General features: G+C 58.5%; 15 protein-coding genes and 1 pseudogene. 6 read left to right on the plus strand and 10 right to left on the minus strand.

Annotated features, from left to right (window positions below):
* Positions 1-3: 3 nt before the first annotated feature.
* The 4 genes from IOD17_RS11825 to IOD17_RS11840 form a co-directional block, all read right to left on the minus strand.
* Positions 4-1,095, minus strand: a complete 1,092-nt coding sequence (locus IOD17_RS11825; RefSeq protein ID WP_054903494.1) for a copper resistance protein B — start codon at positions 1,093-1,095, stop codon at positions 4-6.
* Positions 1,085-1,396, minus strand: coding sequence for a hypothetical protein (locus IOD17_RS11830; RefSeq protein ID WP_003246749.1), 312 nt, complete (start codon positions 1,394-1,396; stop codon positions 1,085-1,087). Before IOD17_RS11830 ends, IOD17_RS11825 begins: the two co-directional genes overlap by 11 nt.
* A 12-nt stretch (positions 1,397-1,408) precedes the next feature.
* Positions 1,409-3,214 carry a copper resistance system multicopper oxidase gene (locus tag IOD17_RS11835; protein ID WP_233685279.1) on the minus strand — a complete coding sequence of 602 codons (1,806 nt, stop codon included), beginning with the start codon at positions 3,212-3,214 and terminating at the stop codon, positions 1,409-1,411.
* Between the two features lie 176 nt (positions 3,215-3,390).
* Entirely contained in the window at positions 3,391-3,597 is a 207-nt protein-coding gene (locus IOD17_RS11840) for a co-regulatory protein PtrA N-terminal domain-containing protein (RefSeq protein WP_233685280.1), read from the minus strand.
* A 250-nt stretch (positions 3,598-3,847) separates the two neighbouring features.
* On the opposite strand from IOD17_RS11840, the gene IOD17_RS11845 reads away from it, so the two are divergent.
* The 3 genes from IOD17_RS11845 to IOD17_RS11855 are packed head-to-tail and all read left to right on the plus strand — an operon-like array spanning position 3,848 to position 5,778.
* Positions 3,848-4,108 carry a hypothetical protein gene (locus IOD17_RS11845; protein ID WP_233685281.1) on the plus strand — a complete coding sequence of 87 codons (261 nt, stop codon included), beginning with the start codon at positions 3,848-3,850 and terminating at the stop codon, positions 4,106-4,108.
* A 45-nt stretch (positions 4,109-4,153) separates the two neighbouring features.
* On the plus strand, positions 4,154-4,996 hold the full coding sequence (locus IOD17_RS11850; protein WP_233685282.1) for a DUF692 domain-containing protein: 843 nt from the start codon (positions 4,154-4,156) through the stop codon (positions 4,994-4,996).
* Entirely contained in the window at positions 4,987-5,778 is a 792-nt protein-coding gene (locus IOD17_RS11855) for a DNA-binding domain-containing protein (RefSeq protein ID WP_233685283.1), read from the plus strand. The genes IOD17_RS11850 and IOD17_RS11855 overlap by 10 nt, the downstream gene beginning before the upstream one ends.
* A 58-nt stretch (positions 5,779-5,836) precedes the next feature.
* Here IOD17_RS11855 and IOD17_RS11860 read toward each other — a convergent pair whose 3' ends face one another.
* The 3 genes from IOD17_RS11860 to IOD17_RS11870 form a co-directional block, all read right to left on the minus strand.
* Positions 5,837-6,037: a heavy-metal-associated domain-containing protein gene (locus IOD17_RS11860; RefSeq protein ID WP_233685284.1), complete on the minus strand. Its 201-nt coding sequence runs from the start codon at positions 6,035-6,037 to the stop codon at positions 5,837-5,839.
* Positions 6,038-6,195: 158 nt separating this feature from the next.
* Positions 6,196-8,565 (minus strand): heavy metal translocating P-type ATPase, encoded by a 2,370-nt coding sequence (locus IOD17_RS11865; RefSeq protein ID WP_233685285.1) that lies wholly within the window; start codon positions 8,563-8,565, stop codon positions 6,196-6,198.
* A 5-nt stretch (positions 8,566-8,570) separates the two neighbouring features.
* Positions 8,571-8,819: a DUF2933 domain-containing protein gene (locus IOD17_RS11870; protein WP_233685286.1), complete on the minus strand. Its 249-nt coding sequence runs from the start codon at positions 8,817-8,819 to the stop codon at positions 8,571-8,573.
* 419 nt (positions 8,820-9,238) lie between these two features.
* Here IOD17_RS11870 and IOD17_RS11875 point away from each other — a divergent pair, with 419 nt between their 5' ends.
* The 3 genes and pseudogenes from IOD17_RS11875 to IOD17_RS11885 all read left to right on the plus strand — a co-directional run.
* Complete coding sequence (locus tag IOD17_RS11875) at positions 9,239-9,916, plus strand: heavy metal response regulator transcription factor (RefSeq protein WP_233685287.1); 678 nt, start codon at positions 9,239-9,241, stop codon at positions 9,914-9,916.
* 2 nt (positions 9,917-9,918) lie between these two features.
* A complete protein-coding gene (locus IOD17_RS11880; protein WP_233685791.1) occupies positions 9,919-11,301 on the plus strand; it encodes a heavy metal sensor histidine kinase in 1,383 nt (460 codons plus the stop codon).
* 59 nt (positions 11,302-11,360) lie between these two features.
* Positions 11,361-11,560 (plus strand): annotated as a pseudogene (locus tag IOD17_RS11885) (acyl-CoA dehydrogenase C-terminal domain-containing protein); the annotation flags it as partial.
* Positions 11,561-11,669: 109 nt separating this feature from the next.
* Here the strand turns inward: IOD17_RS11885 and IOD17_RS11890 are convergent.
* The 3 genes from IOD17_RS11890 to IOD17_RS11900 form a co-directional block, all read right to left on the minus strand.
* Entirely contained in the window at positions 11,670-12,326 is a 657-nt protein-coding gene (locus IOD17_RS11890) for a hypothetical protein (protein WP_233685288.1), read from the minus strand.
* A gap of 223 nt (positions 12,327-12,549) precedes the next feature.
* Positions 12,550-12,732, minus strand: coding sequence for a helix-turn-helix transcriptional regulator (locus tag IOD17_RS11895; RefSeq protein ID WP_033981666.1), 183 nt, complete (start codon positions 12,730-12,732; stop codon positions 12,550-12,552).
* Positions 12,733-12,975: 243 nt separating this feature from the next.
* On the minus strand, positions 12,976-14,319 hold the full coding sequence (locus tag IOD17_RS11900) for a site-specific integrase (protein ID WP_233685289.1): 1,344 nt from the start codon (positions 14,317-14,319) through the stop codon (positions 12,976-12,978).
* Between the last annotated feature and the right edge of the window lie 152 nt (positions 14,320-14,471).

The raw sequence follows: 14,471 nt of genomic DNA on the forward strand, positions 1-14,471 counted from the left end.
TTCTCAAAACCACATCCGGATACCGGCGACAAAACGCGCCTCGTCTACATCACCGCCCTCGTCGCGCACCATGTCTGCCGTGTTGCCATAGGAGCGGCTCCAGGAAACCCCGACATAGGGAGCAAACTGTCTGACAATCTCGTAACGCAGACGCAAGCCGAGCTCGGTATTTGCCAACCCAGACCCCACACCTCGCTCAGGATCGTTCTTGCCGTAGAAGTTCATTTCGGCAGTTGGCTGGAGAATCAGCCGGTTGGTCAGCAGAATGTCGTACTCGCCCTCCAGTCGGGCAGCAGTTTGGCCATTCTCGCCGACGAAGGCCGTGGCTTCGGCCTCAAAGGCGTAAAGCGCCATGCCCTGGATACCGAAGGCAGCCCAAGTCTGCGGCGACTCCGGTTTAAAGTCCTGGCGAACGCCCGCGACGACATCCCACCAAGGGCCGATCGAGCGGCCGTACAGCAGCTGTAATTCAGCGTCCTCGGTAACGCCGTTGGTACGCTCGCCTTCGGAGCGGAACCAGACCCGGTTGATATCACCGCCTACCCAACCCGACGCATCCCAGGCCAGGGTGCTGCCCTCATCTGCGTCTTGGTATTCGAGCTGATCGAGCAGGAAAAAGCTGTTGATGGCGCTGTCATGCACCTTGTGGCCAGGCAGTGGCGGGAAAGCCGCTTGGCGATCAGCATCCGTCAGAACGGGAATCGGCGTACGACTGGTAGTTCTCGGGGCTTCAGCGGAGCCATGGTTCATCTTCGAATGATCCATGCCCTCCATCTGTCCCTGCATGGTGCCGTGTCCCATCTTGCTGTGGTCCATGGCTGGGGCCTTCTCTTGGCTCTGGCTGTGGCCCATCTGGCTATGGTCCATGCTGCCCGATTCGCTCTGCATGGCACCATGATCCATCTTGCTGTGATCCATGCCCTCCATCGGCGCTTTGGCGGAACCGTGGCCCATCTGGCTGTGGTCCATCGACATGGAGCCGTGCCCCATTGCCGAATGATCCATTTCTTCCGCAGCCTGGGTAACGCCGCCGCTGAGTGCACTCAGCGACACGGCCAGCGCTATGAGGGACGGGCGTGAAAACCTAGTGGTCATGGTTCGAACCTGCTTCGGCTTCGGTGCCGCCATGCTTATCCATCATCTTCTCGTGCCCCATATCGTCATGGTTCATACCCTCATGATCCATGGCGCCATGATCCATCTGATGGCCAGCGGCCTTGCCTTTCGATTGATCTGCAGGCTTGTCACTGGCGTCGGGCGCAGCCGACTCGGCAGCATGTTGTTCGTGCTCGCTGTGCCCCTCACCTGCCAATGACGTCGGCGCGTGCAGAACAGCCAAAAGACTGAACATCGCTGCGCTGCCAAACAGGGCATTACGCTTCATAAAAGTACTCATCAGAAATCTCCTTTACTCATCCACACGGACTTCACGGAACATGCCCATTTCCATGTGGAGCAACAGGTGGCAGTGATAGGCCCAACGCCCCAACGCATCGGCGGTCACCCGATAGCTGCGCTTGGAACCTGGCGGCATGTCGATGGTGTGTTTACGCACCAGGAAATTGCCGTTCGCATCCTCCAGATCACTCCACATGCCATGAAGATGGATCGGGTGAGTCATCATGGTGTCGTTGACCAGCGTGATGCGAACACGCTCGCCGTACTTGAGGCGCAGAGGCTCGGCGTCAGAGAACTTGATTCCATCGAAGGACCAGGAGAATTTCTCCATATGCCCGGTGAGGTGCAGCTCGATGGTGCGACTTGGTTCGCGACCATCCGGGTCGAGGAAGGTGCTGCGCAGGTCAGAGTACGTGAGGACGCGTCGGCCGTTGTCTCGCAAACCAATACCTGGGTCGTCCAACTTATGCGTTGGTGTCATGGTTTGCATATCGACCAGCGGGTTGTTGGTCTCTGAGGCTGGGTGTGCCTGCATGGCACCTGCCATGCCTGCCATGCCCGAATGATCCATTCCAGCCATCTGGCTGTGATCCATGCCGGCCATGCCACCCTGCATGCTCCCATGATCCATGCCCGCCATACTGCCGTGGTCCATTCCGGCCATGTTCCCGTGATCCATACCGCCCATGCTGCCGTGATCCATACCCATGTCGCCCATGGCAATCAGCGGACGCGGGTCGGGGCTGGGTACTGGTGCACTCAACCCCTCCTGTACAGCAAGGGTGCCGCGCGCATAGCCAGTGCGGTCCATGGATTGGGCAAACACGGTATAGGCCTGTTCGCTGTCTGGTTCGATGATCACGTCGTAGGTCTCGGCCACGGCGATACGGAACTCGTCGACGCTGACCGGTTTGACGTGCAGACCATCGGCCGCAACCACAGTCATCTTCAGGCCTGGGATGCGCACATCGAAATAGGTCATAGCCGAGGCATTAATGAACCGCAGGCGGATCTTTTCGCCTGGTTTGAATATGCCGGTCCAGTTGCCATCAGGTGCCTGGCCATTCATCAGGTAGGTGTAGGTGTAGCCACTGACGTCAGCGAGATCCGTCGGGCTCATCTTCATCTCGGCCCACATCTTGCGATCGGCTACGGCGGCGGACCAACCCATCTCGCTTACGTCATCGATGAAGTCACCAACGGTGCGTTTGTGCTGGTTGTAGTAGTCCGACTGTTTCTTGAGCTTGGCCAGTACCCGCGTTGGATTTTCATCCGTCCAGTCGCTCAGCAACACGACGTAATCACGGTCGTAACTGAAGGGCTCGGGCTCCTTGGCATCGATGACCAGCGCACCGTATACGCCGACCTGCTCCTGGAGCCCAGAATGGCTGTGATACCAGTAGGTGCCGTTCTGGTTGACCTTGAACTTGTACTCATACATGCCATCAGGGGCGATGCCATGGAAGCTCAGGCCAGGAACACCATCCATGTTCGCCGGCAGGATGATGCCGTGCCAATGGATGGAGGTGTCCTCCTTGAGGCGGTTGCGCACGCGCAATGTGACGGTATCGCCTTCGCGCCAACGAAGAATCGGCCCAGGGAGCGAGCCGTTGATGGTCATGGCCGTGCGCGCTGCGCCGGTGATGTTCACCGGGGTTTCACCGATGAATAGGTCGAATTCGTTACCAGTCAGTACGTTGGGCTGGCCGGGGCTGTTCACCGCCCAGACCGGCGTGCGCCACAGCCCCAACCCGCCCAGGATACCGGTGGCGGCCAGGCCTTTGACGAAGGTTCGCCTAGTGGTTTTGCTGTGCATGCCGTTGTGTCCAGTCAAATAAGCCGGAACTATCAGGACCGGCGTTGATGATATTGGCGACTTCAGTTTCAGTGGGCGCTGCCCTCTGCGGACAGCGCACCAGTCACTGCTGCCGCGAGCAGTATGAAACTGCCACATCTCCCCCCTCAGGGTGATTACATTTCTGTCAGCTTGGCTCAGCAGTTGGCGTGCTTGAGCTGCTTGCTCTGCTCGCCGGTGACCGGGGCCTCGCCTTTTTGTTGCTGAGCGAGCTGATTGGCTTCCATGGATGTCTGCCGGGCCTGCTCCATGCGAGCAAATGTACGCTCGGCGCCGCCTTCGGCCATGGCAAGGCTGGAAACACTGAGAGCGGCTACTACGAACAGCGCCTTGATCGATTTCATTTTGGATTCCTCGTGGGTTCGGGTAAGCCTCTGGATAACCGAGGCCGAGCATCAGGCTCGATGTCACCTTAGCCAGAGCGCCCTGTCAGAAGCCTGAACCGCACATTACAGTTCTGTCAGGTAGGCATTTCTTTCTTGTCGAGCCTCCCGCCTGCTCGGTAGTGTCTAACCAGTGTCCTTCCTCTGCCTTGCAAGCTTTGTGGAAAGGCATACCCGACCTGATCCGACACCACCAAGAGAGATAACCACCATGTCGACAAAATCCAACGCCGCCACCGGCGCCGCACTGGCCCTGGTTGCCGCCAGCCTCTTCACCACCCTGCCGGCACAGGCGGCGCAAGATGCCAAGGCGGCAGAAGTACAGTGCTTCGGCGTCAACGCCTGCAAGGGACAGAACGACTGCATGACCGCCAAGAACTCCTGCAAAGGCCAAGGCGAGTGCAAAGGCCAGGGCTTCAAGCTGATGACCCAGGCCAAATGTGATGAAGCCGGTGGCAAGACCAGCGAGTGATACCGCCCCGGGGAGTGCCTGCCACTCCCCTTACTGGAGCCGTGAATGAGCATGCGCAATACGCTGGGGTTTGGTCTTGGCCTACGCAGCGAGTATTACCAGCAGATCCTGGAGCAGCGACCCGCGGTCGACTGGTTCGAGATCATTTCCGAGAACTACATGGTAGAGGGCGGCAAGGCCCTCTACTTTCTCGACGCGATCAAAGAGCACTACCCCCTGGTGATGCATGGAGTTTCCCTGTCGATCGGCGGCTCTCACACCCTGGACATCGACTACTTGCGGCAGCTCAGGAAGCTGGCGGATCGGATCCAGCCCCATTGGATTTCCGATCACCTGTGCTGGAGCCGTGGCAATGCCCATCAGCTGCATGACCTGCTGCCCCTGCCGTTCACCGAGGAAAGCCTGCAGCATGTCGCCGCCAGGGTGCGCACGGTGCAGGACATCCTGGAGCGCCCCCTGGTGCTGGAAAACGTCTCCGCCTACCTGCAGTGGAAAACCTCCTGCATGAGCGAGTCACAGTTCCTTGCAGAGCTGTGCCAGCTGACCGGCTGCGAGCTGCTGCTCGATGTAAACAACGTCTATGTCAGCTCGCGCAATCAGGGATTCGATCCCTGGCAATTCATCATGGAGCTGCCGCATGAGCGGATCCGCCAGATTCACCTGGCCGGACACAGCGACTACGGACAGTACCTCATCGACACCCATGACGCGCCCATCGCTGATACGGTCTGGGCACTCTACGGCAAGACACTGGGCCAGCTCGGCGCGACCGCAACCCTAATCGAGCGGGACGACCACTTCCCGTCCCTCGACGAGCTTTTGGCCGAACTGAAGCAGGCGCGCGCGCTTGCCGATGACGCGCTGAACAGGGCTGAATCATGCAGCTGAACGCACTGCAGGATGCCCTGCAAGCCTACCTTGCAGGCGAATCCGATAGCCCTCCGGCCGAGCTGTTGGCACAGCTTCAAGGCAGTACCGCGCTAGGCGCAGCCGACGGCCTGAGGATCTACCACAACGCCTACCGCGCGCGCCTGCTGGCGGTATTGCGCGAGGACTTCCCGGCGCTGCAGCAATGGCTGGGAGCGGAGTCGTTCGAGCAACTTGCGTTGGCCTATCTGGCCACCTGGCCGCCGCAGCACTACAGCCTTCGCTGGCTGGGCGAGAAGCTTCCCGAGTTCATCGCCGGCTACGTCGCGGAACCGCAGCTATCGCCACTGCGCGAGCTCGCCACGCTGGAATGGGCCTTTACCCTGGCATTCGATGCCGAGGACGCCGACGCGCTCTCGGCAGAAGGCATGAACCGCTTCTCGGCCGAAGACTGGGTCGCCCTTACGGCAACGCTGGTACCCTCTGCCAACTGGCTGGAGCTGCGCTACAACACGCTGGCGCTGTGGAAAGCAGCCAAGGACGGGGAGCCGCTCCCGGAGATCACCCGCCTGGCTATCGATTGCAGCTGCCTGATCTGGCGTCATGATCTGCTATCTAGGTACCGCAGTCTGGAACCTGATGAAGCGATGGCGCTGAGGCTGTTCGCAGGCGGTGAGCCCTTTGCCGGACTCTGTGAGTCGCTGCTCGCACGCCATGCCGAACAGGCACCAATGCAGGCTGCAATCTGGTTGCGACAGTGGGTGAGTGATGGGCTGTTGGTTCGATTTAAAGCCGAGGCATGAGGGCCACTGCAAAGCAGTGGCCCACTCCATTAAGCCAATTATGGGTACCGACAGCGCCCTAGGCGCCAATCGCAGCCCCAAAGCCGAGCTTCTGCACCAGATCGCGAATGACTGCCGCGCTTTCACCGGTGTCGACCGAAACTATGCCACTGGCTCGGTCAATTTCGACTCGTGCATGCTGATCCAGGGACTGGATAGCTCTCGTGATCTTGCCCACACAGCTGCCACAGCCCATTCCCGTCACCTTCAAAACGACCATAGATCACCTCATCTCAGGAACGGCACCCGTTGCCGTACCCTCAGCATCAACCTTGCCACCTTGGCAAGGTCAAGCACCTGTGAACGAAGCATGAAAATCAGCGCCGGACAGGTCAGTGAAACGAACCCCATAAGGTTTCCAGCCAATAACAGGTGTGGCTAATCTATCCGTGTCTGCCGGAGGCGCAGCGCATTGAAGACTACCGACGCAGAGCTAACGCTCATCGCCAGGGCGGCAATCAACGGTGACAGCAAGTGCCCCGTCAGCGGGTACAGCAGCCCAGCCGCCAAAGGGATTCCCATCGCGTTGTAGAGGAACGCAAACGCCAGGTTCTGCCGCATGTTCTTCACCGTGGCCACCGACAGGGTGCGTGCTCGCAGGATGCCCATCAGGTCGCCCTTGACGAGGGTCACCTGAGCGCTGTTCATGGCCACGTCGGTGCCCGTCCCCATGGCAATACCCACGTCTGACCGGGCCAGGGCCGGCGCATCGTTGATCCCGTCACCGGCCATGGCAACACGTCGACCATAGCCCTGCAGATCGGCGACCAGCTTCTCCTTGTCCTGCGGTTTGACCTCCCCATGTACTTCTTCGATCCCCAGCTGCCTGGCGACGGCTTTTGCCGTCGTCAGGCCATCGCCGGTGGCCATGATGACTTTCACATCCTCGCTTTGCAGTCTGGAAACCGCCTGTTGGGAGGTTGGCTTGATTGGATCGGAAACGGCTAGAAGACCTGCCAGGCTGCTATCAATTGCCAGATAGATAATGCTGATGCCCTCTAGGCGCAGCTGCTCGGCACGATTGTGCAACGGGGTAATGTCGACGCCAGCATCAGCCATCAAGGCCGTGTTGCCTAGCTGCAATTGATGACCATCGACCAGCCCTCTCACACCAATACCAGAGCCAGACTCGAAGGTTTCCGGCTTCGCCAAGGCGAGCCCTACGCTGCGGGCATGATCGACGATGGCGTGAGCCAGCGGGTGCTCGCTGCCCTGGTCGAGGCTAGCGGCCAGGCGCAGCACCTCGCGGGGGTCATAGGCACCGGTGCCTTCCGCACTATGGAATACCGGGCGTCCTTCGGTCAGCGTTCCGGTTTTGTCGACAATGAGCGTGTCGATCTTGCAGAGGTTCTCGATAGCGCTGGCATCACGGAACAGCACACCGCTGCTGGCCGCCTTGCCCGTCGCGACCATGACCGACATCGGCGTCGCCAGCCCCAGGGCGCAGGGGCAGGCGATGATCAACACCGCCACGGCATTGATCAGGCCGAATACCCAGCCTGACTCCGGCCCGAATAGCCCCCAGCCGAAGAAGGTCAGGATCGCGATCAGGATCACCCCAATCACGAAATATCCCGCCACGGCATCGGCCATGCGCTGCATGGGCGCCTTGGAGCGCTGGGCTTTGGCCACCATCTGCACGATCTGCGACAGCATGGTTTCGGCGCCGACCTTCTGCGCCTCCATCACCAGGCTGCCATGGGTATTCAGGGTGGCGCCTATAAGGGAGTCGCCTGCCCGCTTGGTCACGGGTAGCGGCTCGCCGGTGAGCATCGACTCGTCGACCGCGCTCTCGCCCTCCAGCACCGTGCCATCCACAGGGACTTTCTCACCCGGACGTACACGCAGGTGGTCGCCCTGATGGACGTGGGTGAGAGGAATATCCTCCTCCTGGCCGTCGGGCAGGATGCGCCGCGCTGTCTTCGGGGCCAGCCCCAGCAGCGATTTGATAGCAGCAGAAGTCTGCGAGCGAGCCTTGAGTTCGAGCATCTGCCCCAAAAGCGTGAGCGAGATAATCACCGCAGCAGCCTCGAAATAGACGCCGATGCGGCCATCCTGGACGAAGGCTGCCGGAAACCATTGCGGTACCAAGGTAGCGAACACACTGTAGAGATAGGCAGCTGCCGTTCCCAAACCAATCAGGGTCCACATGTTGGGGCTACGGTGACGAATGGAGTCGATGCCGCGGGTAAAGAATACCCAGCCGCCCCATAGCGTCACCGGCGTCGCCAGAACCAGCTCAACCCAGTTCTGGGTCGTACCATGGAACAACTGCAAGGAGTGGCCAGCCATCGCCAGTACCGTGACGATGACGGTCAACGGCAGGGTCCACCAGAATCGCCGCGAGAAGTCTTTCAGCTCCGGATTTTCTTCCTCTTCCAGCTCTGGGATGACAGGTTCCAACGTCATCCCGCAGATCGGACAATTCCCTGGAGTCGGCTGGCGGATCTGCGGGTGCATCGGACAGGTGTATTCGGCGCCCTGACTCGCTGGAGCCGCTGGCTGCGGAGCAGCGGCAGGCTGGTTATGCCCTGCATGCGCCTGGTGGCTCATGTATTGATGGGGACTGGCCTGGAATTTCTCCAGGCACTTGTCACTGCAGAAACGATAGTTCTGCCCCTCAAAACTCAACCGATAAGGGCTGTCGGGCTTGACCTCCATCCCACATACCGGATCGTGATGACTGTCCGAGTGCCCGTGCGAGTGATTGGCATGATCCTGATCGTGCTGGCTGGAGGGGCTGTGCATACGGGCTATGTCCTATTGTCGTCCTTGGAAGCGGCAGAGCTGCCGGAATGGGAGTGGCCACCGTGATTGTGGCCAAACAGATGCATCAGCGGGCACAACAGCAGGATCAGGTATGGCAAGGCCTGCGAAAGATAGCCGTAATGCTCTCGCGCCACGTAGAAGACGCCGATGACAGCCAACATGATCAGCACGATACCGAACCGGCTCCTCCAGAAGGGTGGTTCAGTGGTACCAGGGTGATGAGAGTGGTCCATGACAATAGCCTCGATTCGACGGTATTGGGATCAGCATAGGTGGCTCAAGCCAGGCAGAGTTGACGCTCATCAATAGAGTCCGGCGCACGGTCACATTGACTGAGATAAAGCGCGACACCGACACGGCGCCGCCAGGCCAAAGGAGCAATCACGAAAGGCCTGAAAGTGGGGATAGTGCCTTGGCCACGAAATACCGCACACGCTAATACCTCAGCGGTTTCCATGGGAGCAGTCTCCTTCAGAAGGCAGTGGCGGGCAGCGCCAGTTCGGGGCGGAGCACGCAAGCCAGTATCCATGCCTGCACCCTAGACAAGTGAGCCTGTCGGCGACCTGAAGCCAGGATTACATTTTCGTAAGCTTCTGGTTGGTCACCCTGTTTGCCTGCACACTCGGGTCATGTCACATCAGGATCCGCGCGCATGAAACTACTGGTAGCCGAAGACGAGCCCAAAACTGGGGCCTACCTGCAGCAAGGGCTTACCGAGGCTGGGTTCACCGTCGACCGGGTCATGACCGGCACAGATGCACTCCAGCACGCATTGAGCGAGGCTTATGACCTGCTGATCCTGGACGTGATGATGCCGGGCCTGGACGGCTGGCAAGTACTGCGCATGGTGCGAGCAGCAGGCAAGGATGTTCCGGTGTTATTCCTGACCGCACGTGACGGTGTGGAGGATCGCGTCAAAGGCCTGGAGCTTGGCGCGGACGACTACCTGATCAAGCCCTTTGCTTTCTCGGAGCTACTGGCCCGGGTCAGAACGCTGCTGCGCAGAGGCAATGGCTCGCCCACCCCGACCACCATGAAAATCGCCGACCTGGAAGTCGACCTGATGAGGCGCCGCGCTATCCGTGGCGGGAAGCGCATCGATCTGACCGCGAAGGAGTTCTCATTGTTGGAGCTGCTGCTGCGGCGGCGTGGCGAGATCTTGCCCAAGTCGATGATTGCCTCTCAGGTATGGGACATGAACTTCGACAGCGACACCAATGTCATCGAGGTTGCCGTACGCCGGCTGCGCGCCAAGATTGACGACGACTTCGAGCTCAAGCTGATCCATACCGCTCGCGGCATGGGCTACATGATGGATGCGCCGGAGTGAGGATCACCCATCTTTCGCTGACCGCGCGCATGAGCCTGATGTTCATGTCCGTGGTGATTGCAGTCCTGGCCGCAGCGGGACTGGGTTTCAACATGCTCAGCCAACACCACTTCAAGATGCTCGATCAGCAGACGCTGGGCGAGAAACTCGAATCAACCCGGTACATCCTCAGCAATGCCGGCAATGGAGCAAGCCTTGCCGCCGAGTTGCCGCAACTGCGGGCCTTACTGGGAGCCCATCAGGATCTGACGGCAACCATTCTCGCCAGCGATGGTGCCGTGCTTTTTTCCGCTCCCGCGGCAGTCGAGATTCCCGACAGGTTCAGACGAGCCGCAAATGCCAGAATGTGGAACTGGCAAGACGGCGAGCACAAATACCAAGGTGTGACCGCCGAGATCCCGGTTCACGGGCAACCCCAACCACTCACCGCGATACTCGCTCTCGACGTCACCAGTCACGCACACTTTCTCGACACGCTGCAACGCTGGTTCTGGATTGGCCTGACGCTCAGCGCCCTGGTCAGTGCCGCGCTGGGCTGGGCAGTCGCGCGAAGCGGCCTCAGCCCGCTGCGCCAAGTCACGCAGGTCGCCACCTCGATCTCCGCCCGATCGCTACAGGAGCGCATCCCCCTGGGACAGGTGCCACAGGAGCTTCAGCAACTGGTTCTGTCCTTCAACGCGATGCTGGACCGGCTGGAAGACTCCTTCGTCCGGCTCTCCAATTTCTCGGCTGACATTGCCCACGAGCTACGAACCCCTCTCAGTAACCTGATGACTCACACCGAGGTCGTGCTGAGTCAGAAGCGAAATAATGAGGCCTACGAGGAAAACCTGTACGCCAATCTGGATGACTTGAAGCGCATGTCCCGAATGATCGACGACATGCTGTTTCTGGCCAAGGCCGATAACGGCCTGATCGTCCCGGAACAGAGCGACATCGAGCTGGCGGACGTTGCCGCCAAGCTGACCGAGTACTACCGCCTGCTGGCCGAAGAGCGTGACATCCGACTTTCTGTAACGGGTACAGGCCGAGTGCGTGGTGATCGGCTGATGCTTGATCGTGCGATCTCCAACCTGCTGTCCAATGCCCTGCGCTATACGCCTGAGGGGAAGACGATTTCGCTGCGGATCCGCCAGACAGCGGACACAACCAGTCTAAGCATCGAAAACCCAGGCGGCACAATCGCTCCAGAGCACTTGGAGAAGCTCTTCGACCGCTTTTACCGGGTCGATCCCGCCCGGCGCGAGGGAGGCCCGAGCAATGCAGGCCTCGGCCTTGCCATCACCCGCTCCATCATCGAGGCCCACAAAGGCCGCATCTGGTGCACTTCGGTAGAGGGCCTCACAGGCTTTCACATCGAACTTCCTCGGCTCTCCCCCTCCTAGCGGATGGCTGTGCAGCCAAGCGCACATGACCCCTAATGAAGTTAGCTCTGCACCGGTGTGTTGTGGCTTACGCCTATGTCTGGGCACGAATGGCGTTTTCCGTAAGCACTCGCCGCACCGAAGACGACTGTCTCTATGGGGCCAAGCTGGCAGTCGCCGATTTCTTTTTCAGCCGCCTATTGCCACAAACTTAGGACTGGAAGCCTGCATTCGAGCGAGTAGCTCATCCCTCTATGGACTTTCCGCTGAACAGTTCTGACGATTAAGCGTGAGCGCGGTCTCGATACTGGAGACCGCGCTTTTTCAACCGTGGCACTGCAGAGGCGATCATAGGACTGAAAATCCTATAGTCCGCAGTTCCAACACACTCAGAGGTCCTTCACCTTCTTCAACGCATGCAACCCATGCTGCGCTTCATCCCAAAGGTAACCCCCCAGCTTCGAGATACTCGTAAACCACTCACTGCGTGCGCCATCAATCAGCAGAATAACTCGACGATTACTGACGAAATCGCCATCAAAACTCATGGAGTAGTCGTCAATCTGAAGCCTGCCTCCTGGCTCGATCACCGAAGAAGCGGCAATACCATCGGCAAAGGCATTGCCAGCGGTTTGGTATTCATCAATACCTTCGTCCGTGCTGGCGTATGCATACAACTGCCTACGAAGGTAAGTGACAGACTGAGCGGTGCGATTCAGCAACCAAACCGGCTGCTTATCTGAGCAACGTGAAAAGAACGGAATAGCCAAGTAAAGCCCTTCAGGCGCTTCCTGCTCATAGGCATGTAAATTCGCATGGGCGATAAGGTCCGCCACCTGCGAGCGGCGCCTGGCAAGCACATCAAAAGCATCGTCATCCATTCTGGGGCGGCACCCGCTAAAAGACTCCAGGGCGGTGCAGGCCGACGTCAGCCGCGCATACCGAGCCAGCTCTTCTGCATGCTGCTGCGCCACTTGCGGATGGCATTGCTGCGCAAGGCGCGAGGCCAGGCCCATAACCTCATCGTGAATGGGTCTACGAAACACTTGATACTCCTTGATACCCAGCGCTCAAATCAGGCAACGTCTGAATAGGCATAAGCTAGATCTATGCAGAACGATACTGGTAGTCCCCAGCCTTTGTTACTGATTCTGGCTCAAGCGGTCGACACAATATCTATCAGACCAGCACTGCAGAAACGATCATAGGATCAAAAGTCCTATGGTCATTTCAGGTAAAAAAACGCCGGTCAATCGACCGGCCTCTTTACTATCTCGCTGCAGCGGCGCTGGCTATCCAGTCGTCGACTTCGTGCTTAAGCCAGCGGCTGGCTCGACCGATCTTCAACTGTTTCGGGAAGTCACCCTCTCGGATACGGCAGTAGATGGTCTTGCGGCTCAGGCCAACCTTGCGACTGACGGCATTGAAATCTAGGAGAACCATCTCAGACATAGGCCACCTCCAAAATCGAGGTACCAGTAGGAAGATGTAGGTGCAGCTGTGGTGATGCTTTCCTCATGTTGATCTACTCAGACGGATCGTGCCTTCGAGGCATTAGCTCTACTTTTCCATTTCCGCAGCGCATCAAGTAGACAACGACGCTGCGGCAAACAATGGGGCTCCGCACAACCCCAACACCTGTATATTTTCACAGCGCCTTGGGTTGATCAATAAAATACTTGACTTTACAGAAACTTATCCAATCTCGAACAAATCCAGCTGCTCAGCCTGATGCTCATCCTCATCAGAACCGTCGAGCAGACGACTCAGCGCCGCATCGAAAGCCTCCATGGTCGGGCGCATCTGAGGCAGTTTAGCCTCAGGGTTATTGCGATAGTGCGTAACGACAACACCCGTTTGCCCGTGTGACTGCAACGCGTCACTCTCGAAATCCTTGATACCGTTACGCTGCATGAACTGTGTGCATGTGCGACGAATATCACGTGGGCTGAATTTTGGGATGGGCTGGCTGTTCATTTTGGCGTGGTCAGTAGCGAGCCACTCGCTCACCGCATGAGACAAACTGGACGCGTGAATCGGCTTTTGCCCACCAACACTCCAGGGATATAAGGCCCCTGGGGACTGCAAGGCACGAACCTGTTCAAGTATCTGCACGGCCCTGTTGCTTAAGGGAACGAAGTGAGCACGCTTTTTACTACCGCGCCCTTTGCTATCTATGATCTTCAAGTACTTCTTTTGAAGGTTGTAGCTGGTCCAGGGCTCACGGATAAACTGGAGGGGACGCTGCCCTGCAGTAGCAAAAGCAAAGTGAAAGACACGCGCCATAATCGCACCAACCGAATCGACCTTGGTGATGGTGTACCAAAATTGCTTAAGTTCCTTATCAGTGAGGGCGCGCTCGCCAGGTTTTGACGTGTTCGGGACAGTCACTGGATCCGCAGGATTCATCTGAAGTCCGTAGCTTTTAGTACTGCTTCGGTCGATATGATGCTCAGCTTTCAGACCGAAATTGAAAGCAGCCACGAGAAACGAACGAACCTTGCCCGCCTGACGCCTAGCTCCCCTGTCCCATATTGGTTTCAGCAGAAGATTCACATGCTCCGGCCTGACATCCTTGGCCTTCATATTCATGATGTTGAGCCGTTCCTCTCGGCCTTCCTCGCTCACGGCTACAACTTTCTCGCCTTCCAGATCCTTAGACAGCACACGCTCAAACTCCTTGATCTGCGCAGCTGAAACACCATCACGGCGACGGTCTTCGATGTAATCCCGGAACAATTCAGACAAAGTGCCTTTTGAAGCCTCTATTGCAGCAAGTCGCTGCTGCTCATGCAGCTGGCGCTGGCGCTCGGCTTGCTCGACCTCTTCCTCGGCAGCACATCTGGCTAGGTAAGCCTTAATGTCGCCATGCTCTGCCGCGATCTTTGCGTAACGTACCGCTTGCTCGCGAAGTTCAGTAAGTGAGAGACCGGGGCTCTTGGGTGTTTTCTTGAAGACCCCTAGCTTGATCTTCTGGCCCCCGCCATCGCGGCGGCGGTAGTACCCTTCAACAGCTCCTGAAGCACGGCACTCGAACAAGATTGATCCACTACCTCGGCCTGGCAGTGAATCGGTGGCAGTCTGACCAGGCTTAAGCGCCTTCAGCTCCACATCTGTCAGAAATTTCCTACTACTCGCCTTGCCCGATGCCTCTGCCATTTCTGCGTACCGTTTTGCGTACCGTTTCTTAG

Origin of the sequence: Pseudomonas anguilliseptica (assembly GCF_021375795.1) — a bacterium.
GTDB classification, from domain to species: Bacteria; Pseudomonadota; Gammaproteobacteria; order Pseudomonadales; family Pseudomonadaceae; genus Aquipseudomonas; species Aquipseudomonas anguilliseptica_A.